Annotated in this window: 19 protein-coding genes and 1 tRNA gene; 10 read left to right on the top strand and 10 right to left on the bottom strand. The window is 42.4% G+C overall.

Annotated features, from left to right (window positions below; genetic code table 11):
• Nucleotides 1-51 precede the first annotated feature (51 nt).
• Both porG and BWX39_RS00655 read right to left on the bottom strand, forming a co-directional pair.
• A complete protein-coding gene (porG, locus tag BWX39_RS00660) occupies nt 52-744 on the bottom strand; it encodes a type IX secretion system protein PorG (RefSeq protein ID WP_028905895.1) in 693 nt (230 codons plus the stop codon).
• Between the two features lie 65 nt (nt 745-809).
• Nucleotides 810-2,189, bottom strand: coding sequence for a DUF6242 domain-containing protein (locus tag BWX39_RS00655; RefSeq protein ID WP_028905896.1), 1,380 nt, complete (start codon nt 2,187-2,189; stop codon nt 810-812).
• A 250-nt stretch (nt 2,190-2,439) separates the two neighbouring features.
• On the opposite strand from BWX39_RS00655, the gene BWX39_RS00650 reads away from it, so the two are divergent.
• The 4 genes from BWX39_RS00650 to pdxT all read left to right on the top strand — a co-directional run bounded on the left by BWX39_RS00650 (nt 2,440) and on the right by pdxT (nt 8,396).
• Nucleotides 2,440-3,879, top strand: a complete 1,440-nt coding sequence (locus tag BWX39_RS00650) for a C69 family dipeptidase (protein WP_028905897.1) — start codon at nt 2,440-2,442, stop codon at nt 3,877-3,879.
• Nucleotides 3,880-4,618: 739 nt separating this feature from the next.
• Nucleotides 4,619-6,541 (top strand): Omp28-related outer membrane protein, encoded by a 1,923-nt coding sequence (locus BWX39_RS00645; RefSeq protein WP_028905898.1) that lies wholly within the window; start codon nt 4,619-4,621, stop codon nt 6,539-6,541.
• A gap of 395 nt (nt 6,542-6,936) precedes the next feature.
• Nucleotides 6,937-7,812 carry a pyridoxal 5'-phosphate synthase lyase subunit PdxS gene (gene pdxS / locus BWX39_RS00640; protein WP_028905899.1) on the top strand — a complete coding sequence of 292 codons (876 nt, stop codon included), beginning with the start codon at nt 6,937-6,939 and terminating at the stop codon, nt 7,810-7,812.
• 11 nt (nt 7,813-7,823) lie between these two features.
• Nucleotides 7,824-8,396, top strand: a complete 573-nt coding sequence (gene pdxT / locus BWX39_RS00635) for a pyridoxal 5'-phosphate synthase glutaminase subunit PdxT (protein ID WP_028905900.1) — start codon at nt 7,824-7,826, stop codon at nt 8,394-8,396.
• A gap of 604 nt (nt 8,397-9,000) precedes the next feature.
• On the opposite strand, the gene BWX39_RS00625 is transcribed toward pdxT, so the two are convergent.
• A complete protein-coding gene (locus BWX39_RS00625; protein ID WP_014709303.1) occupies nt 9,001-9,276 on the bottom strand; it encodes an HU family DNA-binding protein in 276 nt (91 codons plus the stop codon).
• A gap of 309 nt (nt 9,277-9,585) precedes the next feature.
• Between BWX39_RS00625 and BWX39_RS00620 the strand changes: the two genes are divergently transcribed.
• The 5 genes from BWX39_RS00620 (at nt 9,586) to BWX39_RS00595 (ending at nt 16,416) form a co-directional block, all read left to right on the top strand.
• Entirely contained in the window at nt 9,586-10,542 is a 957-nt protein-coding gene (locus tag BWX39_RS00620) for a rhomboid family intramembrane serine protease (protein WP_028905901.1), read from the top strand.
• Between the two features lie 42 nt (nt 10,543-10,584).
• Nucleotides 10,585-11,685, top strand: a complete 1,101-nt coding sequence (locus tag BWX39_RS00615) for an endonuclease/exonuclease/phosphatase family protein (protein ID WP_028905902.1) — start codon at nt 10,585-10,587, stop codon at nt 11,683-11,685.
• A gap of 106 nt (nt 11,686-11,791) precedes the next feature.
• Nucleotides 11,792-14,809, top strand: a complete 3,018-nt coding sequence (secDF, locus tag BWX39_RS00610) for a protein translocase subunit SecDF (RefSeq protein WP_028905903.1) — start codon at nt 11,792-11,794, stop codon at nt 14,807-14,809.
• A 713-nt stretch (nt 14,810-15,522) separates the two neighbouring features.
• Complete coding sequence (gene greA, locus BWX39_RS00600; protein ID WP_028905904.1) at nt 15,523-15,993, top strand: transcription elongation factor GreA; 471 nt, start codon at nt 15,523-15,525, stop codon at nt 15,991-15,993.
• 24 nt (nt 15,994-16,017) lie between these two features.
• Nucleotides 16,018-16,416, top strand: coding sequence for an HIT family protein (locus BWX39_RS00595; RefSeq protein ID WP_028905905.1), 399 nt, complete (start codon nt 16,018-16,020; stop codon nt 16,414-16,416).
• Between the two features lie 189 nt (nt 16,417-16,605).
• On the opposite strand, the gene BWX39_RS00590 is transcribed toward BWX39_RS00595, so the two are convergent.
• Nucleotides 16,606-17,700: a mannose-1-phosphate guanylyltransferase gene (locus BWX39_RS00590; protein ID WP_028905906.1), complete on the bottom strand. Its 1,095-nt coding sequence runs from the start codon at nt 17,698-17,700 to the stop codon at nt 16,606-16,608.
• A gap of 216 nt (nt 17,701-17,916) precedes the next feature.
• The gene (locus BWX39_RS00585) at nt 17,917-18,342 is read right to left on the bottom strand and encodes a DUF2147 domain-containing protein (protein WP_028905907.1); all 426 of its coding nucleotides are present in this window, start codon (nt 18,340-18,342) and stop codon (nt 17,917-17,919) included.
• A gap of 490 nt (nt 18,343-18,832) precedes the next feature.
• Between BWX39_RS00585 and BWX39_RS00580 the strand changes: the two genes are divergently transcribed.
• A tRNA-Leu gene (locus BWX39_RS00580) sits at nt 18,833-18,914 on the top strand.
• Nucleotides 18,915-19,065: 151 nt separating this feature from the next.
• Here BWX39_RS00580 and BWX39_RS00575 read toward each other — a convergent pair.
• The 5 genes from BWX39_RS00575 to BWX39_RS00555 all read right to left on the bottom strand — a co-directional run bounded on the left by BWX39_RS00575 (nt 19,066) and on the right by BWX39_RS00555 (nt 24,619).
• Nucleotides 19,066-19,587, bottom strand: a complete 522-nt coding sequence (locus BWX39_RS00575; protein ID WP_028905908.1) for a very short patch repair endonuclease — start codon at nt 19,585-19,587, stop codon at nt 19,066-19,068.
• A 559-nt stretch (nt 19,588-20,146) separates the two neighbouring features.
• Nucleotides 20,147-20,911, bottom strand: coding sequence for a UDP-2,3-diacylglucosamine diphosphatase (locus BWX39_RS00570; protein ID WP_028905909.1), 765 nt, complete (start codon nt 20,909-20,911; stop codon nt 20,147-20,149).
• A gap of 56 nt (nt 20,912-20,967) precedes the next feature.
• Nucleotides 20,968-21,288, bottom strand: coding sequence for a metal-sulfur cluster assembly factor (locus tag BWX39_RS00565; RefSeq protein ID WP_014709314.1), 321 nt, complete (start codon nt 21,286-21,288; stop codon nt 20,968-20,970).
• A 105-nt stretch (nt 21,289-21,393) separates the two neighbouring features.
• Complete coding sequence (locus BWX39_RS00560) at nt 21,394-23,514, bottom strand: outer membrane beta-barrel family protein (RefSeq protein ID WP_244271483.1); 2,121 nt, start codon at nt 23,512-23,514, stop codon at nt 21,394-21,396.
• 370 nt (nt 23,515-23,884) lie between these two features.
• Nucleotides 23,885-24,619 (bottom strand): winged helix-turn-helix domain-containing protein, encoded by a 735-nt coding sequence (locus BWX39_RS00555; RefSeq protein ID WP_028905911.1) that lies wholly within the window; start codon nt 24,617-24,619, stop codon nt 23,885-23,887.
• Between the last annotated feature and the right edge of the window lie 59 nt (nt 24,620-24,678).

Here is a 24,678-nt window from a genome sequence, read left to right as displayed (position 1 = left end):
AGATTGTATTGTTTCTTATTTGTTATAACCAATTAAATGGGCAACTGTCGGCTATTCGTCTTCGTTATGACAAGTGCGGCACTTTGCCATAAAACTGTAAGTGAAGGTGAGTTGCAGGGTAGAATAGCAGTCGGTGTTCTTGAAAGCTCCACTACTTTTTATGTCGTAGGGGTCTTTCTGTCCGTCCAACTCGTCGGAAAGGCAGAAGTGCATCACCCATTCCAATCCGATATTTGTGCGTTCTCCCATTTTATACTTAATGCCCAAACCTATTGGAAGGTTTGCCGAAAAAGCCGATTTCCTGTCTCCGTCTTTTATCTGCACGTAAGTTGCGCCTAATCCAACAGAAACAAAGGGCGTTAAACGCTGTGCCCCTCTGTATTCCCTTCCTGTGCCGTAGGGCCAGAAGTTGTATTCGTAAGCAACTCCAACATCTACCAAAGCATTGCTGAATTCGTAGGGTTTGGTTGAAAACCTAGGATAGTAAGTCTTTACATCGCTTGACTTTCCCTGCATCTTTCCATACGAAACGTTGAGCTTCAGCCCCATGTAAGGACTGAAAGCATAGCGTGCCAATAAGGTTCCCATAGGCTGAAGGTCTTTCGTAAGCGAACCGTTGAAGTCGCCAAGATAGCCCATCAACCCTACTCCCGCACCCAATTCCATTTTATATTCTTCGCCGTCCTGCGCCTGAACAGGGGCAGAAGCAATGAAGAGCAATATATAAAAGAGGATACGTTTCATTTCTTTGCTTTTATTCTTGTTGGTTGTGGAAGGCTCTCTACAACCTTACAACCACCCTTGAAATTTTATTCTGTAAAATCGGTTTGAGGCTTTTTCCACCCCATACTGTTCATTCTGCCTTTCCAAACCTTGCTTCCGCTGACAATCCAAATATAGTTTTGGCTGTCGGCTGTTGCAGCAAAATATCCCGAAGGTGTAGCGGCTGGGTAGACGTAAGTCTTGTTGGCTGTCCAAACAATGCCACTGTTGCTGCTTTCTTTTATCTGTGCAAACTTGCCGTCGTTAGTTACACCGAACGCCATAGCCTTGTTGTTGTAATGGAGAACAGTGAGGAATTTGTATTTAGGAAGTTGGAAAGTCTCGCTTAATCCCGATTCCACGAACGACCACTTGTAGTTTGTAGCTGCATTTGTATAGTCTACGAGCTTGTTCCATATTACGGCGTGGTTGCTTGTTGCGTTCGTTCCGAAAAGTACAACCCTGTCTATTTCGCTGTTAGCAGCCAATGGCTGGCACATATAGCCAACGCCTTCGGTAGGCAGTTTTGCAGCATCGGTGTCCAATGCCTCTGCTTTCCAGTTGGCACCGTTGTCTTTCGATACCATAAGCGTTTTGCTGTTAGAAAGCGCGTACATTTCTGACTTACTTGCAGCAACAAGCTGTTGCAGCGATGCAGTGCCTGTTGTTTCCCATGTTTTGCCGTCGGCAGTGCGCTTGACTTGCCCATTGTCGAGCAAGTAGATGGCACCTTGGCTCACGATGACGCTCTTGTAAGCCTCTGCTGCAAAGGTTGCAGGAAGCTGTGTCCACGTGTTTCCGTCTTCTTCTGATGTGAAGTAGCCGAGTGTCTGGCTGTCTTTCTTTCCGAAAACGTAGATTTTTCCGTCGTGGTTTACCATCTTTGCGTTCTCAAACAGTGCAAAGTCGGCATTGTCGTTGAATGCTTTCCACGTAAATTCGTTGCCGCGTTGCTTGTGCACATTCACCGATATGGTGTAAGTACGGCGGAAGCTTCCGTCTTGAGAATAAACGGTAACGGTGCGTGGTTTCGAGAAATCGATAGAGTCTTTCTGATTGTATAGCGTCTCTTTGTCGTCGGTTAGCGACTTGAAATATAAGATACCACCGCTTTTTGTTGCGATGCTGGCAATCACAGCCTTCACTTTCGCTCCGTAAGGCAGCGAGTCAGGGTTGTAAATCGTTCCGTTATTGTGGTCGATATAGAACCTATGCTTGTTGAGTTTCTTGTATTTAGCGATAACGGTTGTGTCTTTTCCAGCCTTGGTAACCGTATCGAGAGGAAATTTTACTTCTTTAAGCGAGAAGGCAACAATCGCAGTTTCGTACGGTCTTGTTTCTTGTTTCTTCTCGTTTTCGCTAAAGCACGATGTCAGCGCAAGTGCCATTGTCAGCATTGCTATAAGGGAATATATCTTATTTCTCATTGAGCTGTAATTATACAATTTGTCTGCAAATTTAATTAGAATTCTTTAGATACTGCCCGATTTTCTTAGTTAATTATGTAAATTATTGAATTTAGCTCCTATTTTTAAGTTTGTTTAGTAAAGACTTCCGATATAATTTCGATTACCTACAATTAGGTAAAATAACAATAAATCGGCAAAAGCCTTTCTTCAATTCAATTATTTTGCCTACATTTGCCCTTACAAGTTATATCTTAAAACAAATATATTTATGAAAGAAAATAAAGTTTTGGTAAGCAATTTACCATCAGAATGTACCACGATGATTGTGGGACAGGAAATGACAAGCGACGGTTCTATGATGGTGGCACGTTCCGAAGACTGGGACGCCATGGAGGCAAAGAACTACGAAATTTACGAAGATACCACAGAAGGCGCAACCGAATATGTTGCGAAAGACAGCCCTTTCCGTTGCGAACTTCCCAAGGAGGCTTTGGGTTACAGCGCATTGGCACCCTATTGTCTGCCTAATCACTGGGGAAGCGCAGGCTTTAACACTGCCGGTGTAGGTATGAGTGCCACGGAAAGCATATTCAGCAGCGACGAAGTGTTGAAGTACGACCCGCTTGTAGAGAACGGTATCGCTGAGAATGCCGTATTCAACGTTGTTCTGCCCTACATTCGCACCGCACGTGAAGGTGTTGAACGCTTGGGTATGCTGATAGAAAAGCACGGCATTGCCGAAGGATTTGGCATCGGTTTTGTCGATAACAAGGAGATATGGTATCTTGAAACAGCCTGCGGTCATCGTTGGTTGGCTTGCCGTATGCCGAAAGACCAATATTTCGTTACAGGCAACCAAAGCCGTTTCCGCCTATACGACCCATTGGACACAGAAAACTATATGGCTTCCAACGACCTGTTGGAGTTTGCCGAGAAGCACGGATTGTACGACCCAAAGAAGGGCAATTTCGACTTCCACGAAGCCTACGCACGCGACATAAAGCTCGACACCACATACAATTATCCACGTGTATGGGGATTGCAGAAAATGTTCTCGCCCAGCATAAAGAACGACGTTACAAAGAATACGTTCCCCGTTTATGCCAAGGCGGAAAAGCCAATCAGCATTGCAGATATGCGCCACGCCTTCCGTTTCCATTACGACAATACGGAGCACGACCCTTATTTGCACAGCAATCCTAAAGAACCTTATCGCCCTGTGTCTATCTTCCGTACCACACAGACCCACATCTTGCAGGTTCGTCCCGAACTTCCACAAGCCATTGGCTGCGTGAACTATGTGGCAATGGGTATGGCAGACCTTGGCTTGTTCCTTCCACTTTATCAGGGTATCACCTCTTATCCAGAGGCTTACACGAAGGGTGCCGACAAGTCGAGTGTCGATTCGGCTTATTGGAAATTCCGCAAAGTGATGACGTTGGGTATGGTGAACTACAACAAATATGCACCAATCATCAAGGAAGCCTATCTGAAGTTTGAGGCAGAAACCGACCAGCGTCAGCGCGAAATGGAAGAAGAGTACCTACGCATTTACAAAACGCAGCCTTTGCGTGCAAAAGATATGTTGCAGGAATTTTCCGACAAGATACTCACTAAGGGTATGGAACTTGCTGACCTTTTGCAGGAAGAGCTGTTCACGCAGCTTACAAAGGATATTCAAGCTGAATATCTTTTCCACGGCGCATAATTCCTGCTGTTGCGTAGAACGATATATGTAGAAGCGGGTGTATCGAACAAACTGTTTTGGTACACCCGCTTTTCGTTGTAAATACACCTTGACGGCACAATGAAGCATACACTTTTTTTTATGGAAGGTTTTGTTTTATAGCATAATGTTGCTCTTTTATCTCTCTTTTACAGTGGGTTATGTGTTCCGAAACGTTTTGTCTGCTAAATTACTTACACGTAAAGAAATATTTATTTACGCTTATGTAAATTCTTACTTACATGTAGAAAAATATTTCTTTACGTGTAAGTAATTTGCAGAATTTGTGCTAAGACAGAACGATGCCTGCCTATATATAAAGAGGTGAATCGTCGGTTGTTACTATTCGGAGGGCAGAATATGATATCTATAGCACGGAAAGTTTCCATAAATCTTGCATTTCCATTGTTCGTGTTCGGTTGTTTTTAAGTGGTGGAAAATGCTTGAAAACCTATCTGTTGACGCATCTGTTTTCGCCGTAGTTTGCGCTAATGGAGATAAAATTTCAAAAAAAACTTTTAAAATAATAGGTTTTTATCATTTTATTTGTATCTTTGCGAGGTCATCATATTTATCTTATCTTTATAGTAGTATGAGGTTTAAGTGAGTTTTATGATATGGCAACTATGAATAAACTTGTTGTTAATCTAATGTATTAATTACTGAAGTTGATGAATAAGCTAATTGTTAAACAACTGAATATTTACTAAACCAAAAACAGATGAAAAAATTTCTATTATCTTGCGTTGCATTTGCAATGGCAATCGCAGCTACTGCACAGAACGGTAGCTTGAAAGTAACCGAGCCAGAGTTCGACTTCTCTCAACCGGTTAGTTCTGTAAAGTACCAAAACAACGCTAAGGCTATAAGAGCAAACTTGCCTGCTAATCAGCGTTATATGGGTAACTTCAGCGGCGATAACTATAACGAGAAAGGTGTTGGTTTCACACAGAATGAAGGCAAGATAACCCTTCTTACACCCGTTAACAAGGTTATTGCTGAGAATTTCAACGGAGGTAAGGTCGTTGGTATGCGTGTCGCATTGCCTGCCGATGGTATTGGTGCCATAACTGCAAAGCTGTTCACCTATAATATTTCGGGTGGTGATATAGAATATAATGTAGTGGCTGAAAAGGAAATTGCCAGCACTAAGAAGGGCTGGAACGATTGTACTTTCTCAACTCCTTATACTCTTGACCTCAGCAAAGTAGAAGGAGTGATGTTAGGATTCACCTATACACAGAAGAAAGGCTCTTCTCCTGAATGTTATGCAATCTCATTATTGAATGAAGGAACAATCGAAACATCATACGCCGCTATGGAGGGTAGCAGCAAGTTGTATAAGTTTGGCTCTGAAAAATATGGAAACCTTTGCGTTCAGGCTGTTGTAGAAAAAGAATATCCAGCAAAGGATATTGTTCTCCACAACGTTACATTCAGCAAGTTTACAAAGGCTGCAAGCAACTCTAAGTTTACTGTAAATGTCAGCAACTTTGGTACAGCGGATATTAATTCTTATACTTTAGCAGCATCTATTGATGGTAAACTGGTAAAAGAACAGACCATCACAGGCGTTGTAAATGGCAAGATGAAGGCTGATGTTGTTGAGATTCCTACAACAGACGTACAGTTAGGCGCACGCAAGATTAAGTTCACTATTACAAAGGTTGACGGTGCTGCACCTACAGGCAATATCAAGAACGATGCTTACGAGGCTGATATAAATCTCTACGAAACAGGTCTTAAGAGACAAAAGCACCTCGTAGAACAATTTACTGCTGTAACTTGTACTTGGTGTCCTACTGGTTCAAGACTCTTGAAGAAACTGCAAGAGAAGCGCAAAGACTTGGCTTGGATAGCACTTCACGGTCCAATGGGTAGCCCAGACCCTATGCAAACAAACCAAAGCATAGCTATTATGAAGGCTCTTGGTGCAAATGGCTATCCAATGGCAGCGTTTAACAGAACTGTTATCGAGGGTGCGCTTACAACAGCAATTGCTTTCAAAGAATCAGCTTTTGAAGAGGGCGTTCAAATGTTTAGCAATATGTTTGACCAAACAGACGAAAACCTCCCTGCATTTGTAAATATCGACATAGTTGCAAAGGCAGACAAACTCGCAAACGGAAGCAACCAAATGGTTGTTGATGTGAAGGGTACTGGTGTTAAGAACGCAGGTGGTTTCCTCAAGGATTATGGACTTTATGTTTATGTAACAGAAGATGGAATCGTTAGCCCACAGATTGATAAGGGACAAAAGATTAAGAACTATGTTCACAACAACACATTCCGTCAGTGCTTGACAAACATCAATGGTGACAACATTACATGGAATGGCGACAACTTCGAAAAGCAATTCACTTACGATATTCCTGCTGCGTACAATGCAAGCAAGATGCACGTTGTTGCTTTTGTAGCTCCTAAATTGGGCAACAGTGCTATTCCTATGACCGAACTTGTAGTGAACCAAACCAACATGGTTGAAGTTACTACTACTGCAGGTATCGAAGACGCAACCGTAGATACAGACAATGAAATCGTAGCTCGCTACAATCTTGCAGGTCAGAAGATTGACACCGCACAGAAGGGTGTGAATATTGTGAAGTACAAGAACGGTAAGGTTGTAAGAGTAGTTGTAAAATAAATCAAGAAAGCAATATAATAAGAACGATTATAATTGCTGCTAATTGATTAGCAATCTCTACTTTTGCCGAGCTGAAAACGTTTTACAGCAGCGGCAAAGGCGATAAAAGGCTGGGTTCCGATAATGGAGTCCAGCCTCATTTTATGCACTATTGTCTGGTTTTTGTTATTGTTTTTGAGAGCGTAAACTCCTTTAAGCAGTGAAAAAGAGAATGGGGCGTTCTCTTAAACCGATGCATTCTACGCTGCGTAACATTCCTTTTCCTATTTCCTATTCGTAGGTAATAGTTTGCTATATGGGAACGTGCGTTTGGGTAATACGATGAAAAAACATACCTTTGCCACCATATTTAAAATATAGAGAATTAAAAACAAAACAATAAAAAACATAAAACAATGGTAGAAAATAGAAAAGAACTGAACCGCAACTTGGCACAGATGCTTAAAGGCGGTGTTATCATGGACGTTACAACCCCTGAACAAGCTCGCATAGCTGAGGCTGCCGGTGCTTGTGCAGTAATGGCATTGGAGCGTATTCCTGCCGATATTCGCGCTGCAGGCGGTGTGTCTCGTATGAGCGACCCTAAGATGATTCGTGGCATTCAAGAGGCTGTAAGCATTCCTGTAATGGCAAAGGTGCGTATCGGACATTTTGTTGAGGCGCAGATTCTTCAAGCTATTGAAATCGATTACATCGACGAGAGCGAGGTGCTTTCACCAGCTGACGATGTTTTCCATATCGATAAGGATAAGTTCGACGTTCCTTTCGTTTGTGGAGCAAAGGACCTTGGCGAGGCGTTGCGCCGTATTGCAGAAGGTGCAACCATGATTCGCACAAAGGGTGAACCAGGTACAGGCGACATTATTCAGGCTGTACGCCACATGCGTATGATACAAACAGAGATGCGCCGCCTTACATCGCTTGGCGAAGACGAACTCTACGAAGCAGCAAAACAGCTCCGTGCGCCTTACGAACTTGTGAAGTATGTTCACGATAACGGCAAACTCCCTGTTGTAAACTTCGCTGCGGGTGGTGTTGCTACTCCTGCTGACGCTGCGCTTATGATGCAGTTGGGTGCTGAAGGTGTATTCGTTGGTTCAGGTATCTTCAAGTCTGGCAACCCAGAAAAGCGTGCTCGCGCTATCGTTCAGGCTGTTACCAACTACAAAGATGCTAAGATGCTTGCTGAATTGAGCGAAGACCTTGGCGAAGCAATGGTAGGTATCAACGAAAGCGAGATTGCTATTTTGATGGCAGAACGTGGCAAATAATCGAGCAAAATATGAAGATTGCCATATTAGCCTTACAAGGAGCATTTGCTGAACACGCCAAAATGATGCAGCAACTGGGGCACGAAACCTTTGAAGTGCGCCAGCTTGCTGACTGGAACAAGCCTAAAGACGGACTGATTATTCCTGGCGGAGAAAGCACCGTAATGCTGAAACTCCTACACGAGTTGAACTTGTTTGAGCCTATAAAGAAAGACATCGAAGGCGGTTTGCCTGTTTATGGCACTTGTGCAGGACTTATTCTGCTATCGAAAGAGGTGGAAAATGCAAAAAGTCCGTACGACCGTTTCGCTACGATGAACATTCGTACCTGCCGCAACGCATACGGCAGACAGATGGGAAGCTTTGCTGTCGATGCGCCGATGAAAGGTATTGCCGAACCCGTTCCAATGACTTTCATACGTGCACCGTATATTGAAAAAGCAGGCGAAGGCGTAGAAGTGCTTGCCGAAGTAGACGGACGCATTGTCGCAGCCCGCCAAGGCAAACAGCTTGTTACGGCTTTCCACCCAGAGTTGGGCACCGATACTCGTGTTCACGAGCTATTTGCAGAAATGTTGAAATAAAAAATAGAATGGCGGTTTGCTGTACGAACAAGGTGCAGCAGCCGCTTTTTTATTTCTCAATAGTTACGTAAATTCGGTATATGAAAGCAGGTTAGGCAAGCAATCCTGTAGATATTCTTTTAGCAAGCTCCCTAATGAAACAGTGAGCTTTTTTTTGTTTCGTTTTGTAAAGATAATTCCCTTAAAAAATGATAACTGCGTTTTGACATTGCGAAAGCGGCTCTTTTGCGATGCAAAACCTACGCTTTTACCGTGCAAAACAGCCGCTTTTGGAACGCAAAACAATAGGTTTTGTAATGCGCTGAATACCAAATGGTTAAGTGATAGTTTCACTTGTGAAAAATATTTACACATTTATTACCTTCTTTTCGTTCATAAGATAGCGTGAATTGAGCGTAAGATTTCAGGACGAAGACACTTCACTTCTTTTTGATTATAAGCCTATTAAATCATAAACAATACTTTCTTTAAGTGTCTTAATGAATAATATATTGATGTCATTCTTATACCAAACTCGCATAATGGTTAGTTGAACTTGGAACAACAACAAAGGCGACACCTTTTGAAAGGTATCGCCTTTATCGTTAGTCTTACACTATATGCTTTATGCGTTTACAGCATCAGCAAGTTCAGCACCTGGCTTGAACTTAGCAACTTTCTTAGCTGCAATCTGTATTTTCTGCTTTGTTGCAGGGTTAATACCTTCGTGTGCAGGGCGTTCTGTTACAGAGTAAGTACCGAAACCTACCAACTGAACTTTATCACCAGCTACGAGTGCTTCTTTGATAGCTGCGGTCATAGCGTCTAATGCTTTCTTAGAGTCAGCCTTGCTTAAACCTGCACCGGCTGCGATTTTCTCGATTAGTTCTGTTTTGTTCATAATTTTTGAATTATTATTTGATATTATACAAAATATTGTTCCAACATTTCTGCAAATATAATCGTTTACTTTTATAAAACAAACAAAATCACAAAGAAATGTAAACTTTTACCTAAAAAAAGTGCCTCGTTAAGCCATTTTCTACCAAAAATGCAGAAAAATTAGTATTTTTGCAGGCGTTAAGCAGAAACAACTGAAAGTTTGTCATTCGTCTGCACTTGCCTGCTGAGAAACGAAAAGTTGGCAAAGACTTTGCTATTCACAACATTAAGGAGACCACCAAATCTCTATAAACAAACAGTATAATATATGCGCAATATACCAACAGTAACAAAAAATCTGCTCATTCTTAATGTTCTGGCTTTCGTTGCCTACATTATATTTAGCGGAATGGGTATCGACCTTAACAATTTATTGGGTCTTCACTTTTTCCTTTCCGACAATTTCCACCTTTGGCAGCTTGTAACTTATATGTTCATGCATGGCGGTTACATGCACATTCTAATGAATATGTTCATGCTTTGGATGTTTGGCATGGTAATGGAAAACGTGTGGGGCTCGAAGAAATTCCTATTATATTATATGGTAACAGGCATCGGTGCCGGTCTTTGTCAGGAACTGGCGCAATACGCTACCTATATGGCGGAGGGCTTGAACCACTATCAGTATGTGGTAACCGAAATGGGACGTATACCAATGGAGAACTATCTGAGTCGTTGGACAACCGTGGGTGCTTCGGGAGCAGTGTATGGTGTGCTGCTCGCATTCGGACTTACATTTCCTAACGAACGTATGTTCATTATTCCAATCCCCATTCCGCTGAAAGCAAAATGGATAATTTTTGGCTCTATTGCCATCGAACTTTTCTCGGCAATGGGAACAAGTAACGACGGTGTGGCTCATTTGGCACATCTTGGAGGTATGCTGTTTGGTTATCTGCTCATACGCTATTGGCGCAAGCACCCATATTCTGACGGCGACTTCGGTATGGATAAGGGACGTCGTTTCTTCGACAATATGCGCAATAACTGGGAGAACCGAACAAATCGTTCGGCAGGAAACAATCAGGAAAGAGGCAACGACGGCTTCCAATGGAATACCACACATACGCAGCAAACACAGCAGCCTGAAAGCGATTGGGAGTACAATGCACGAAAGAAAAAGGAACAAGAAGAGGTAGACCGCATACTCGATAAGATAAGAAAGAACGGCTATGACAGTCTGACCAAAGACGAAAAGCAAAAGCTTTTTGATAGCAGTAAGTAACGAAACGACTGTCAAGAAAGAGAAGGAAGGCACATATAATATATGTTTCGCAAGATAAAAAGCACGGTCTACTGGATAGCCTTGGTTGCCAACATCGTAGCAATAGTTGCGCTGTTGTTGGTTGGCAATGTGGACAGATTGCAGCCAGCCGAGCACCCGTGGCTGTCTAACTTCGGCTTAGGCTTCCCCATTGTGTTGGTAATCAACTTGCTTTTTCTTGTCTTTTGGGCTGTATTCCGTTTCAAAACCATTTGGTTGCCCCTGTTGGGACTGCTTATTTGCTATGTCCCCATACGTAAATACACACCTTTTAATATAAAGAAAGAACACCCTGTCAGGTCGATTAAGGTGCTTTCCTACAATGTTTTTATGTTTGCAATTTGGGATTTCGACCCCGATGAGACCAATCCTATTGTCGATTACATCTTGAAAAGCAATGCCGACATTGTCTGTTTGCAGGAAACAGATGTTTACGGAAAGCATCAAGACAACATTTACAAGGCTTTCAGGAAGGCTTATCCCTATCACGATTTCGTAAGTATGCCTGCTCCAGGCTGCCAACACATGATGCTGTTGAGCCGTTATCCGATTTTGAAGAAAGAGCAAATAAAGTACAAATCGGCAGGAAACATCAGCTTCGCCTACCTTATTAATTATAACAACCAAGAGGTATTGGTGGTGAACAACCATTTTGAAAGCAACCATTTAAGCGAAGCCGACAAGCAAGGATACAAGGATATGGTGCGCGCTCCCTTTGAAGGCAGTACCACAAAAACGGGAAGCGAGCGCATACTCGACAAGCTTGGGCGCGCTGCCATCACACGGGCACCGCAGGTAGATGCAGTTGCAGCCTATGTGAAAAAGCACTTAGACAAGAAAATACCCGTAATACTGTGTGGCGATTTCAACGACAATCCGATTAGCTACGCCCACAAAACCATTGCCAACCATTTGACCGACGCTTATATAGCAAGTGGAAACGGTCCCGGAGTATCGTACCATAAAAGCGGAATGTATGTGCGTATAGACAACATTTTCTGCTCGGACGATTTTGAACCATACGAGGCAAAAGTTGATAATAAAATACCAACTTCCGACCATTATCCTATATATACGTGGCTAAAATATCGCCCAAAATATTAAAAATAAGCGAATAAAAGCACTTAAATTTTCCGAAATGTGAAAAAATAACTATCTTTGCACGACTAACTATGCCTGAAAAAGGAAATAATTAAAAATAAATAATAAAATGCAAAACAAAGGATTAGTAATTTGTGTTGCCGTCTTGCTGACGCTCGCAAGCATTTTCTACTTGTCTTTCTCGGTGGCAACAAGCTACTACGACGGACAAGCTGCGAAGATTAAAGACCCTATTGCACAGCAGGATTATAAAGATTCTGTGAAGTACTTGGGCATTTACTCTTATCAAAAGTGTTTAGAGACACAGATTGGTTTGGGTCTTGACCTTAAAGGTGGTATGAACGTTATCCTCGAAATTTCAGTTCCTGATGTCGTAGATGTACTCGCCGACCACAAAACCGATGCTGCTTACCTCAAGGCAATGAAAGAGGCAAAGGAGCAAGAAATGACAAGTCAGAGCGATTTCATCACTCTTTTCATCGACGCTTTCCACAAGAATGCACCGGGAAGAAAGCTGGCTGAAATCTTTGCAACACAGCAATTGAAGGGAAAAGTTAGTACACAGAGTTCAGACAAAGATGTTGAAAAGGCTCTTCGCGAGGAAGTTACAGCATCTATCGACAACTCTTACAACGTAGTGCGCAACCGTATCGACCAGTTTGGTGTTGTTCAACCGAACATTCAAAAGCTGGAAGGACAGGAAGGACGCCTTATGGTGGAAATGCCAGGTATCCGCGAGCCAGAGCGTATGCGTAAGTTGTTGCAAGGTTCGGCTAACCTTGAATTCTGGGAAACATACAACAATCAAGAGATTGCACCTTATCTGACACAGCTCGACCAGCGTTTGGCTAACGGCGAAACAAAGGTAGAGGCGAACGATTCTACGGCGAATGATTCTACCAAGAGTCAGTTGGCGCAAAACAAGCCTGCAGCTAAACTTTCGTTGAAGGGCAACAAGCTTGGTGCAAACACAGGTAAAGATGCACAGATGGCTGCTGCAAAGAAAGCTAATCCATTACTTTCTATGTTGCAGTTGATACCAGGCGATGCTTTAAGTGTTGTTGGTTATGCAAGTGTTCGCGATACTGCTGCTATCAATAAAATTATTTACAGCCAGTTGGCACAACAAGTTTTACCAACTGATTTGCGTTTACGCTGGAGTGCAAAACCTGCTGACCACTTACAGCAAAAGAATATCTTTGAACTCCATGCCTTGAAGGTTACAACATCTGACGGCCGTGCTCCATTGGAAGGCGACGTGATAACAGATGCTAAAGACCAATTCGACCAGTACGGACGCCCAGAGGTTAGCATGACAATGAACTCTGACGGTGCTCGTTTGTGGGCTGCCATTACAAAGGCTAACCTTGGCAAGGCTGTTGCTATTGTGCTCGATGGACTTGTTTACACTGCACCACGTATTAATACAGAAATCACAGGTGGTTCGTCATCTATTTCAGGTTCGTTCACCATCGAAGATACAAAAGACTTGGCTAACACCTTGAAGTCTGGTCGTATGCCTGCTCCTGCACGCATCGTTCAGGAAGAAGTGGTTGGTCCTACACTGGGTGCACAGTCAATCCAGCAAGGTCTTTGGTCGTTTGCTATCGCATTCGTACTCTTGATGATTTACATGGTTGTGATGTACGACCTTATCCCTGGTATGTTGGCTAACTGCGCTTTGCTTGCCAACTTGTTCTTTACACTGGGTATTTTGGCTTCGTTCCAGTCGGCACTTACCATGCCGGGTATTGCGGGTATTGTGCTTACGCTCGGTACGGCGGTCGATGCAAACGTGCTTATCTACGAGCGTATCAAGGAAGAAATGCGAGCAGGAAAGGGTATTAAAGATGCTTTGAGGGCAGGTTACAGCAATGCTTTCTCTGCAATCTTCGACTCTAACTTCACTTCGCTCATTACGGGTATTATTCTTCTTGTAACCGGTACAGGTCCTATCCGTGGTTTTGCTACAACATGGATTATTGGTATTGTTTGCTCGTTCTTCACAGCTGTGTTCTTGACACGTCTGATTTACGAGAATCGTTTGAAGAAAGACAAGTGGTTGAACCAGAAATTCTGTACTTCAATCAGCAAGAATTTGATGCAAAATACAAGCATTAAGTTCATGAGTCTTTACAAGACAACGTTCACACTTTCAGCGATTGTAGCTGTACTCTTCCTCGTTAGCATCTTCTTCGTAAGAGGTTTGAGCAAGAGTATCGACTTTACAGGTGGTCGCAACTATGTCATCACCCTTAACAAGAAAGTCCATGTAGAGGACGTTCGTAAGATTTTGGGCAATGCATTTGTGAATACCATTGGCGAAAATGCAGGCAAGCAAGCTACAACAACTGTAATTGCATTGGGTACAGAAGGCAACACCATTCGTGTTTCTACCAACTATAACATCGAATCGAACGACCCAGCTGAAGACGACCACGCAGAAACAGTGCTTTACAACGCATTGAAGAAGGGAGGCTTCGTAAGTCAGGCAAATGTGGATAGCTTTAAGAATCCAGACATTCGCGAGGGTGGTTCTATCATCAGTTCTTCAAAGGTAGGTCCTTCAGTTGCTAAGGACATCACACACGGAGCTATCCGAAGCGTTGCATTGGCGTTGATATTTATCTTCGTCTACATCTTGCTGCGTTTCCGTAACCTTGGTTTCTCGGTAGGTTCAGTTGTGGCGTTGGCACTAGATACATTGATAGTTATAGGTTTCTACTCTGTCTGCTACGGTTGGATTGGCTTCTCTCTCGAAATCGACCAGACCTTTATCGGCGCTATCTTGACCGTGATTGGTTACTCTATCAACGACAAAGTGGTGGTGTTCGACCGTATCCGTGAGAACATGCGACTACACCCGAAGATGGATTACCAGACATTGTTCAACGATTCTATCAACCAGACGTTGGCACGTACAATTAATACATCGTTCTCTACGTTGATTGTGTTGCTTTCAATCTTTATCCTTGGTGGCGACAGTATCCGTAGCTTTGCATTCGCAATGATACTCGGTGTGTTCTTCGGTACATTGTCTTCAATCTTCATTGCTTCTCCAGTAGCTTACTTGGTATTGGGCAAGAAGCTTGAAAACCGCTTGAAGAATGCTCCTGTAGAAGAGTAAACGCAGGTACATATAAATAAAAGAAGTGGCAGATGCTCGATAAAAGCATCTGCCACTTTTTGTTTCTTACAATCCAATAGTACTATTCTTACAATCCAATAGTACTATTCTTACTTTCTTGTATCAATAGAATGGAACAGCAGGAATTTAGCGGAGCTTGTATGTTTTATAGGCAAAAATAACCCAATAAAGCTGTAAATATTTTTCACAAGCATAATTGTTGTGTAACCTGTTGTTTGTCAGCGTATTATAAAACCTATTGTTTTGCGTTCCAAAAGCGTAGGTTTTGCACGGTAAAAGCGGCTGTTTTGCATTGCAAAACCTACGCTTTCGCAATGCCAAATCGAAATTATCCTTTTTCTAACGAATTATCTTTACAAAACCAAAGCTGTTTTGGGATATTTACCTTGAGCAAGAAAAAGAAAATCAATTCCCTTTAGTAAATACCGTTTCTCGCATAGGCAGCACTGTCAAACCCGAGCTTTTACGATGTGTGGTAATAGGAAGAATGGCTGATGGAATAAACTTTCGTTTTTGACTACTAATAATTTTTAACCTCCTTTACTTTGGAATATCGGAAATAAGGACTACCTTTGCAGCGTTTTAATAAAGTAGTAAAAAAGAGGTAATGGAATTCTGACATCGGGATTATGTCGGGATTCTGTCTTTTTTATATTTATTTTGAAAAGCGTATAAACAAAATAATATAGATTATGTCTTACATGTCACAAGATGGCTACGACAAGCTCGTGGCTGAACTGCAACGTTTAGAAGCAGTAGAACGTCCGAAAGCATCGGCAGCAATAGCAGAAGCAGCCGACAAGGGCGATTTAAGCGAAAATTCGGAATACGATGCAGCAAAGGAAGCACAAGCACATCTCGAAGCAAAAATAACCGAGATGAAGATGACCATAGCACAAGCAAAAATTGTGGATACATCGCGTTTGAGCAACGAAGCTGTACAGATTATGTCTACCGTTCAGATGACGAATCTGGGCAATAACTCTAAAATGGAGTACACCATTGTCAGTGAATCGGAAGCAAACCTGAAGCAGGGAAAGATTTCTATCAAGACTCCTATCGCACAGGGACTGCTCAACAAGAAGGTGGGCGACGAGGTGGAAATAGAAATACCACGTGGTAAAATAAAGTTGAGGGTAGATAAGATTTCTATCAATCTTTAAGGTATAAAACAAAGAAATAAGGCTATGACTATATTTTCGAAGATTGCAGCTGGAGAAATACCAAGCTATAAGTGCGCAGAGAACGACAAGTTCTATGCTTTCCTCGACATTAACCCTGTCGGAAAAGCGCATACGTTAGTAATTCCTCGTAAGGAAATTGACTACATTTTCGATATGGACGACGACGATTTGGCAGCGTTCCAGCTCTTTGCAAAGAAGGTTGCCCGTGCCATAAAGACTGCTTTTCCTTGCAAGAAAGTAGCGCAGATTGTGTTGGGACTCGAAGTAGACCACGCACATATCCACCTGTTGCCTATCAATAAGGAAGGCGATGTAGACTTCCATAAGCACATCGAACTGACGGCGGAAGAGCAAACGGAGATTGCAGCACGCATTTTCGATGCTTTCCAAAAGTTGGATTAAACAGGTTTCTGCTTTGTGCTGCCAACGCAGCAGCACACTATAAGAAATATGTAAGACCAAGTTTTCGGCTTGTTTCGCAAACCAATGAGTGTTGGTTTTGTGAGGGGAACAAATCGAAAACTTGGTCTTGCGTTTGTTATAACCTGCTTTGTGGGTTTCTATGGTGATTCGTTTGTTATGTACGAGCCTCTAAATAAACTCTTCGCCCTTTTTTAGTTGTGCCTCGTTTACGTATTTTCGTATCAATGCCGAAGAGTTTTCTTTCTTGCAGACAAGCAGCACATTGTCTTTCTCAGCAACAATAAAGCCATCGAGTCCGTTTAGAATGGCAAACTTGTCGTTGGATAGTCTGACGATGTTATTGCTCGAGTCATCGAACAATACTTCGCCACTGGCAACCACATTATCGTTCTTTCCACGACTTTTCGAATCATACATACCGCGCCATGTGCCAAGGTCTACCCACCCGAAATCGCATTTCAGAACGTGCACATTGGGCGATTTTTCAAGCACACCATAGTCTATTGACATATTAGGGAAGGCAGGGAAGAGGTGCTGTGCGAACTCTTCTTCGTTTTCCGTGTCAAATTCTTGTGGTGTCGCATCGAAATCTATTTGTGCAATCGAAAGGCTTTGTTGCAGACTTTCTTTCAGGAACTTCACATTGCCTAAGTACATACCCGTGTTCCACAACCATTCGTTGCTGTCTACAAACATCTGGGCAAACTCTGCATCGGGCTTTTCGGTAAAGGCTTTCACCTTATATATATCGCCCATTGTGCTTGCGCTGCCTTTTTGTATGTAGCCGTATGCGGTCTCGGCACGTGTGGGCTGGACGCCCAAAGCCAGCAAACAGTCGTGCGTGGCAGCAAAGTTCAATCCTTCCTGAATATTCTTTTTAAATATTTCGGGCTTCATAATACTTTGGTCGGAAGGCGAAATAATAACGTTTGCATGGCTGTTTATCTTGGAAATACGGCGGGCAGCCCATGCTACGCTTGGAGCAGTATTTCGGTAAGTAGGCTCGGAAATAATATTGTTTTCAGCTACTTCGGGGAGCTGTTTACGCACGATGCCGTAGTACAGTTGGCTTGTTACAATGAAAATATTATCCTTCGGGACTATGTCAAGAAAGCGGTCGAAAGTCTGTTGCAGCTGTGTTCGTCCTTCGCTGAAGAAATCGATAAACTGCTTAGGATACTTTTCCCTACTCACTGGCCACAATCTTTTTCCTTTCCCGCCAGCCAAAATAACACAGTAACTATTATTATCCGTAATTTCCATAGATGTATAGATTTTCGTTTTATATAGTCAAAGGTATTCAAATAATTCTTATTTCACAAATGTTTTAAGAAAGAAATTAATATTTTTCATACTTTTATGCTTCGATGCAAGGTAAGTATAACAAAAGAAAAAGCCGCACTGAATACACGATGTCTTCAGTACGGCTTTTTCCTTAAGCACTTTTTCTCTTATCTTATGCTTTTTCTTTGCATATTTCTACTTTACACGTTTCCAAGTTGTGTTGCGACCTAATAGCGAGATGCCGATGAAACCACGCACTGTAATGTCGCCATTGGTCTTCATAGTAATCTTGCAGCTGTAGGTTTTACCATTTTCGGGGTCGTAGATTTTACCATCTTCCCACACGTTCTTGCCAGCATACTTGAAGCCTGTAAGAATGGTTTTGCCAACCAACTTTTTCGTGCGTTCAGACTTTACAGGGTTGTTTTTGTCTACTGCACCTTTCGTAATGCTCCATACTAATTTGCCAAAGTAAACGTCTCCCGATTTCTCAATCGTTACTTTACCTTTGTTACCTTCAGTCATATAGGTGCCCAGCAATCTGTCAGCCTCCCCAGTTTGTCCCATTGCATTCCCAATAGTAGCAAAGAGCAAACACATCGTTAAAATTAATTTATTCATTATTTCGTAACTTTTAAATGAGTTGCAAAGGTACTGCTAAATCATAATAAAACGTTAAATCCCCCCCCTCCTTTTAGTTTTATTTGACATATAGAACACTAGAAAACATCTCTAATGAATTTACGAAAAAGAGAATAATGAACTGGTAGGATAAAATACTGAAAGAGAAAAATACAGTTACTTGGTTTATTAAGAGAGATAATAAATATATAGAAGAAAATTAATGAAAGAATGGAATATAGATGTTTGGTTTATTACTAAGCGATAATGAATGTGCAGAATAAAACTAATAGAATATCAAAGTACCCTCTCAATTTTCAAAAACCAGAAGCAATATCTTGCAAGAATATAGTTAACTCTGCACTTACCCATAAACTCTGCCCCTACAATCTTTTACTTTATGAATATTCTTTTTAAAATACTTCTTCTAAAATTTGCTTTTATCATATTTTCTATGTACCTTTGCACCGCTTTTACCAAAAAGCCATAAGCCCAGATGGCGGAATCGGTAGACGCGCTGGTCTCAAACACCAGTGGAGCAATCCATCCCGGTTCGATCCCGGGTCTGGGTACAAAACACCGATTGTAAGTTCCTGATTTACAATCGGTGTTTATTTTATAGGTATTTGATACAGATTTAATAGGACGTGAAATTAAAACTCTTGTGGTAAAAGTCAGTGTTTTTATGATTTTTGTGTGGTTGTATATGGTTTATGAATGCTGTTATTTTTTTATTTTGTTTCCGTATTTGCCTGCAACACCTTCCGCAACCATTGTTAGTTTTTCTTCAGATATTTCGTACTTTTTTATGCGATGATCTTGTAGAAAGATTTTATTGAGCGTGAATATTAGGGACTCTAATGTTCTTTCTCTTTTAGATAACTTCAGCTCACACTCCCAAATTGTTATGCTGTGCCAACCCATCAATGCGAGTTTTTGACAAACTTTGCGGTCTCGTTCTTTGTTTCGTCTAACCTTATTTACCCAAAACTCTGTATTGGTTTTCGGTGTTCTGTAGTACTTGCAACCTTCGTGGCCGTGCCAAAAGCAGCCATTTACAAAAATGCAGGTTCTATATTTCCTCAACACGATGTCGGGTTTTCCTGGAAGGCGTGTGTGATTTAGACGATAGCGATAGCCATGGCTCCACAACCATTTTCGCACAACAAGTTCTGGCTTCGTATTCTTTCCATGAATAGCTGCCATATTTGTATGTCGTTGTTGTAAAGTTTTCGTGTTACTCATCAATACGCAATAAAGTTCTTATTAATTCACATATACTTATGTTCCAACATACGGAAGGGATATGGTGAACTCAACAAGTAAATACAAATTTACTCAATGTTTTTATAAAATGCTTCTTTTGATGTTTAAATTTCATTTTCTTTCAGTGTGGGTTTGGTATAATCTCTATGCAATAAGTCTGTTTTTACCTATTGTTTCTATTAAATTTGTTGCAAAGTTATTAAAGGAACGGTGCCTTGTGTGTTTTATCTGTCATACAGCTTTGAAATGGTTTATGCCTTAAAATGTAAAAGGTAGTTGTCATCACGACAACCACCTTTTTGACTAAACTTAATCTACAAACCTGAGTTTTATTCTAAATGATGAATTTTTATCTTTTACTAATCATTATTTTTTCTTAGTATTGAATTGCTAAATCTTTTATGATTTAATAACTGCTACAAATATACAGTATTTCATTTAACTGTGCAATTTTTTTCAACGAACAGCCCTTTTTTTTCAATAAAAAAGCGAGAAATATGAAAAAACGAGTAAAAAATAAGCAATTTAAAGCTATTTTTTATAATTTGCTCTCTCCTTCTACGTAGTCTTCGAGGAAAGTATGCTCGCCATCGAATACGAGATAGGTGAACTGCCATATCCAATCGCCAAGGATAAACATACGCGCTTTGCCGTCCAATGGTAGGTCGAGCTTTATATGGCGATGCCCATAAACGTAGTAGTCTACATCTTTGTGCGTCCGCATATACTTTTTGGTGTATTGCACCAAGTATTCTTTGTCTTCGCCAAGGAAAGGAAGTTCTTTGCCGTCAGGACGTTTCATGCGGCTCTTTTTTGCCCAACCAAGTCCCAATTGCATTCCCCACCACGGGTGAAAGAAGTTCAGCAGTCGCTGGCAGGCACGGTTATGGAATATCTTTCGCAGGATTTTGAACAATGGGTCGGGGTCGCCAAGCCCATCGCCGTGTGCCAAATAGAATACCTTGTCGTGGATTTCGGTTGTTATACCGTGTCTGTGCAGTATCACGCCACACTCTTCTTCCAAGTATCCGTATGTCCAAACATCGTGGTTGCCTGTGAAGAAATGCACCTCTACGCCCATATCTGTAAGCTCTGATATTTTCCCCAAGAAGCGTGTATAGCCTTTCGGAACGACGTGTTTATACTCGTCCCAAAAGTCGAACATATCGCCCAAGAGATAGATTGCTTCTGCCTTGTCCTTTATACTGTCCAGAAAACGTACCAAGCGGCGTTCTTGCGTCCGTCGGTGTTCTATTGCCAACGAACCGAGATGGGCATCGGAAAGGAAATAAACATTCTTCATTGTCTTACAGTTTGATTGCTTACTATGGGTAAAATCAGTCGAAGCTATGGGTGAAATCAGTCGAAACCGAGTTCTACGCGTGCTTCTTCCGACATCATACTCTGGTCCCAAATAGGGTCGAAAACAAGCTCTATGTTGGCTGTCTTCACGCCTTTCACGCCCTCAACTTTCGTTCTTACGTCCTCGTATATATAGTCGGCTGCAGGGCACGCTGGCGATGTGAAGGTCATATCCATTTCCAATGTGCCGTCGTCCTGCAAGTCTATCTTGTAAATCATACCGAGGTCGTATATGTTTACAGGAATTTCAGGGTCGTAGACGGTTTTCAGAACCTCCACTATTTCTGCTTCTATCTTTGTTTTTTCTTCTTGTGTCATAGCTTTTCACTTAGTCTGTTGAATTGCCAAATGCAATCTACTAATTGCAAAGATAACGATTATATTTTACATTCACGTGCCATTTACTAACTATTTTCTACTCATTTACATTATTCCCGTGTCGGTATCCTTGTGCTGATTGCGCTGTTTGTCGTTGTGTTTCCTATGTCCGAACTCCAAGTTCCACGACAGACTGAAGTTTAAAAGATTGCCATTTTCGCGGCTACGATACACTATATCTTTCGTTACGTAGCGATTCAGTATGTGCGTATGATAGGTCTTGGGGTGCTGCATAAATGGATTTTGAATGTAAAGCGACAGCTGCAGATTGCCCAAACGGTAACTGCCGCCCACGTAAACATTGCCACCGTTGTGCGCAAGCGTTTCGCCCTCGTTGAATTTCCACCCATTGTCCGCATAAGCCGATAGTGTCCAACGCCCCAAATACGCTTGCATGCTGGCTTGAAAGTTGCAAGCCGTTAAGCTGTGCTTGTAGTCGTCGCCTTCGTTGATAAAGCGATAAACGCCTCCACTCAATGTCAGTTCGAGCACATCGGGTATGATTTTAAAGTTGAAGTTGTCCATAACACAGAACATCGCAATGCGTTTCTGATTGGCTTGCATATAGTAGAACTGGTCGTCGGCTGTGCGAACGTATTTCGACATGTTTGGATTGGTGTTCACTTGCAGCAATATGTCCACCATATTGTAGAAGCGTGGGCGAACATAACTAAAGCTAAACATTTGCCGAACCACCTTGTTTGGCTCTATATTCGGGTTGCCCACACGCCACTCGCGGCTGTTTTCCCTGATTTTGGTATTGCTAATCATCGCTATACGCGATATATGCTCGTGTATTTCAAAGTTGTATCGCACCGAAAAGGCTTGCGAAACTTGGTAGCTCAAGGTAAGTTTAGGACGGAAAAGCCAGTAGTTGTACTTGTCGGTGGCTTGCTTGTAGCCTGCGTGCGTAGCCCCAATGCCGAACACGTAGCCCAGTTTCTGCCACTGTCCCTTTACTTCCGAGAACATATACAGCGTGGAATAATCCATTCGGTTCAACGATTTCACATCGCCCAAATACTCGTTCCGTATGTGTTTCAACGACCCATTGATGCCCATCGATACAGTGAAAGGGCGCAACTGCTGCTCGTAGATAAGCTCGGAATAAAGCGAGCGCATTCGTCCGTCCACATTATATATATAAGGTGAAACCTCTTTCAGGTAGTCGTCTGCCTTTGTTTCGATTGCCGTACCTACCAAATTGGCTGTGATGCTATTGCTTTTGCCCAGTTTCCGATAGTAGTAAAGGTCGAGAGCAGGCGAGAAACTCCGCTTCGAGCCATTGCTCTCCGACAGGAAATTGCCTTCGGGGGTAAATGTCTGATAGATTCTGTCGGCGTTAGGATTATGGCTGAAGCTGCTCGATAGGTTTTCCTGAAACACGTAGGAAGCCGAGTCGGCAAGACTATACTTCAGTTGGAAGTTGTTGCCGAACTGGCGATTGCGGCTCGATAGGTCGGTGCGTACGATGCGGTAGCGTGTGTTGTTGTTCAGCAAATAGTCGGCTGTTTCCTTCATTCTGTTTCTTTTGAAGTCTTGAAAATCGAACGAATAGGAAAGCGAAACTTCCGAATTGCCCCGATTAAACTTAGCATATGCCGTGTTGTCGCCATACAAAGCAGTGAGCGAATTGCTCAAATCCACGCCCACTGCGCCGCCACGCTCGCTCCTTGCGGTACGAATGTTCAGCACATAGCCCACGTTTTCGCCATAACGCACGCCTGGATTGTCGATGAATTCGATGCTTTTCACCAACTTGGGGTTCATACTCGTCAGCTCAGTCTTGGTTGCAACCACGCCGTTAATGCGAATTTGCACGTCGCCGTTGCTGTTCAAAGCCGTTATAGAGTGCGTTACTTCGTCTACACGGATACGCGACAAGCCGAGTTTAGCCAACAAGCTGTACCCGTTTGCCGAATTGTTGCACTGCGCTTTCGATGGAAAAATAAGTTGTCCGTCAGGCTTTTGCACAACCCTTGCAGCCTCCACCGTTACTTCCGACAGTTCTACGGGCTTCTCTTTCCTGTCCGTTTGCACCGTGTCGCTTACTTCTGTCTGTGTTAAATCGTACTGCAATTGTGCCGTATTCAGCGCAAAATGGCGAGCATACAAAGCATTCTGCCCTGCCATTGCAATTAAAAATAAAGCAAAAAATCGTTTCATCGTCATTGAATAAATTTGGTTTCGCCCCTCTGCTGCCATATCGTGGCTTTGCAAACGGGCGGTTATTGTTTATCCGACAAAGTTAGTTTCAAGGGCAGAAAGTACGTAAAAACATAGCTGACAAGTATCTGACATCTTGCTGAAACCTAACTGACAGAGCCTGTTCTGCCCTCTTTGATAGGTTAGACATTCAATGCCGATAACCTACTTTATGAACGAAAAGAAAGCAATAAGGCTGTAAATATTTTTCACAAGCGTAATTGCTGTGTAACTCTTTAGTTATCAACGCATTGTAAAACCTACGCTTTCGCAATGCCAAAGCGCAGTTATCACTTTTTAAGAGAATTATCTTTACAAAACACTCGTGTTTCTATTGCTTTTCTAAGCGGTAGTCGCCGCCTCGTTCGGTAACGATATTCAAGCCTACATACTTCTGCAATATGGGCTTTATGCGCCGAATAAGCGTGTAGAGAGTTTCGGTTGCATCGGGTTTCTTGGGCCAAAGTGCGTCGCAAATGGTTTGTTTCGACAGCTGATAGTCGGCAGAAGAGATGAAAAGCTGCATCAGTTGTTGTTGCATCGGCGTAAACGGAATGGGCATTTGCTTTAAGTCGTAGAAAGTCTGCCTATCGTTTGAATAGATTAAACTGCTTAAAATGGTTGTGCCCAGTTTATGTTTCCGCAACCAATAAACCGAGCCGACGAGCCAAACAATGGACAAAAGCAAGAGCAGGGCAGCAGAACGCTGGTCGGAAAGCTCGTAGATGGTGAGGAAAGAGCAGGTGGCATACGACTGGAAAGCCACGTTTCTGTTGTCGTTCCCCGTCCATTTCATAGGCTGGCTGCATAGTGTTTTCGGAGTATTGGCAAGCGCATAGGTAACAAACGACTCGTTGCGAAGCACCTCAATCTTCAGCTTTTGCCTATAATTCATAATGGTGTCGGGCGTTATCCACGCTTCCTGCTTTTCGGAAAGCGTTCTTGCCAATGCCTGGTTCATATCGTTCACAATCGTATCTTTCGTACGGTTGTAACTGTTTATGCTTGTCAATACCGATGACAAGACCAATGCTAAAAACACAATTACAGCTGCATAAGGTTTCATACGTTCGATTTTTTGTTTAGTGAAGCAAAGGTACAAAATATTTTTTAATACGCCAACAC

The organism is Prevotella intermedia ATCC 25611 = DSM 20706 (genome assembly GCF_001953955.1).
GTDB lineage: Bacteria > Bacteroidota > Bacteroidia > Bacteroidales > Bacteroidaceae > Prevotella > Prevotella intermedia.
The sequence above is the reverse complement of the archived record's forward strand: the minus strand, read 5'-3'. Positions and strand labels throughout refer to the sequence as shown.

Bases quoted from the DNA above. Each gene is read 5' to 3' on its own strand.
- pdxS (WP_028905899.1), top strand. From the start codon at position 6,937: ATGGTAGAAAATAGAAAAGAACTGAACCGCAACTTGGCACAGATGCTT.
- greA (WP_028905904.1), top strand. From the start codon at position 15,523: ATGTCTTACATGTCACAAGATGGCTACGACAAGCTCGTGGCTGAACTG.
- BWX39_RS00590 (WP_028905906.1), bottom strand. From the start codon at position 17,700: ATGGAAATTACGGATAATAATAGTTACTGTGTTATTTTGGCTGGCGGG.
- BWX39_RS00585 (WP_028905907.1), bottom strand. From the start codon at position 18,342: ATGAATAAATTAATTTTAACGATGTGTTTGCTCTTTGCTACTATTGGG.
- BWX39_RS00625 (WP_014709303.1), bottom strand. From the start codon at position 9,276: ATGAACAAAACAGAACTAATCGAGAAAATCGCAGCCGGTGCAGGTTTA.
- BWX39_RS00655 (WP_028905896.1), bottom strand. From the start codon at position 2,189: ATGAGAAATAAGATATATTCCCTTATAGCAATGCTGACAATGGCACTT.
- pdxT (WP_028905900.1), top strand. From the start codon at position 7,824: ATGAAGATTGCCATATTAGCCTTACAAGGAGCATTTGCTGAACACGCC.
- BWX39_RS00570 (WP_028905909.1), bottom strand. From the start codon at position 20,911: ATGAAGAATGTTTATTTCCTTTCCGATGCCCATCTCGGTTCGTTGGCA.
- BWX39_RS00645 (WP_028905898.1), top strand. From the start codon at position 4,619: ATGAAAAAATTTCTATTATCTTGCGTTGCATTTGCAATGGCAATCGCA.
- BWX39_RS00575 (WP_028905908.1), bottom strand. From the start codon at position 19,587: ATGAGTAACACGAAAACTTTACAACAACGACATACAAATATGGCAGCT.
- secDF (WP_028905903.1), top strand. From the start codon at position 11,792: ATGCAAAACAAAGGATTAGTAATTTGTGTTGCCGTCTTGCTGACGCTC.
- BWX39_RS00615 (WP_028905902.1), top strand. From the start codon at position 10,585: ATGTTTCGCAAGATAAAAAGCACGGTCTACTGGATAGCCTTGGTTGCC.
- BWX39_RS00560 (WP_244271483.1), bottom strand. From the start codon at position 23,514: ATGAAACGATTTTTTGCTTTATTTTTAATTGCAATGGCAGGGCAGAAT.
- BWX39_RS00555 (WP_028905911.1), bottom strand. From the start codon at position 24,619: ATGAAACCTTATGCAGCTGTAATTGTGTTTTTAGCATTGGTCTTGTCA.
- BWX39_RS00650 (WP_028905897.1), top strand. From the start codon at position 2,440: ATGAAAGAAAATAAAGTTTTGGTAAGCAATTTACCATCAGAATGTACC.
- BWX39_RS00565 (WP_014709314.1), bottom strand. From the start codon at position 21,288: ATGACACAAGAAGAAAAAACAAAGATAGAAGCAGAAATAGTGGAGGTT.
- BWX39_RS00595 (WP_028905905.1), top strand. From the start codon at position 16,018: ATGACTATATTTTCGAAGATTGCAGCTGGAGAAATACCAAGCTATAAG.
- porG (WP_028905895.1), bottom strand. From the start codon at position 744: ATGAAACGTATCCTCTTTTATATATTGCTCTTCATTGCTTCTGCCCCT.
- BWX39_RS00620 (WP_028905901.1), top strand. From the start codon at position 9,586: ATGCGCAATATACCAACAGTAACAAAAAATCTGCTCATTCTTAATGTT.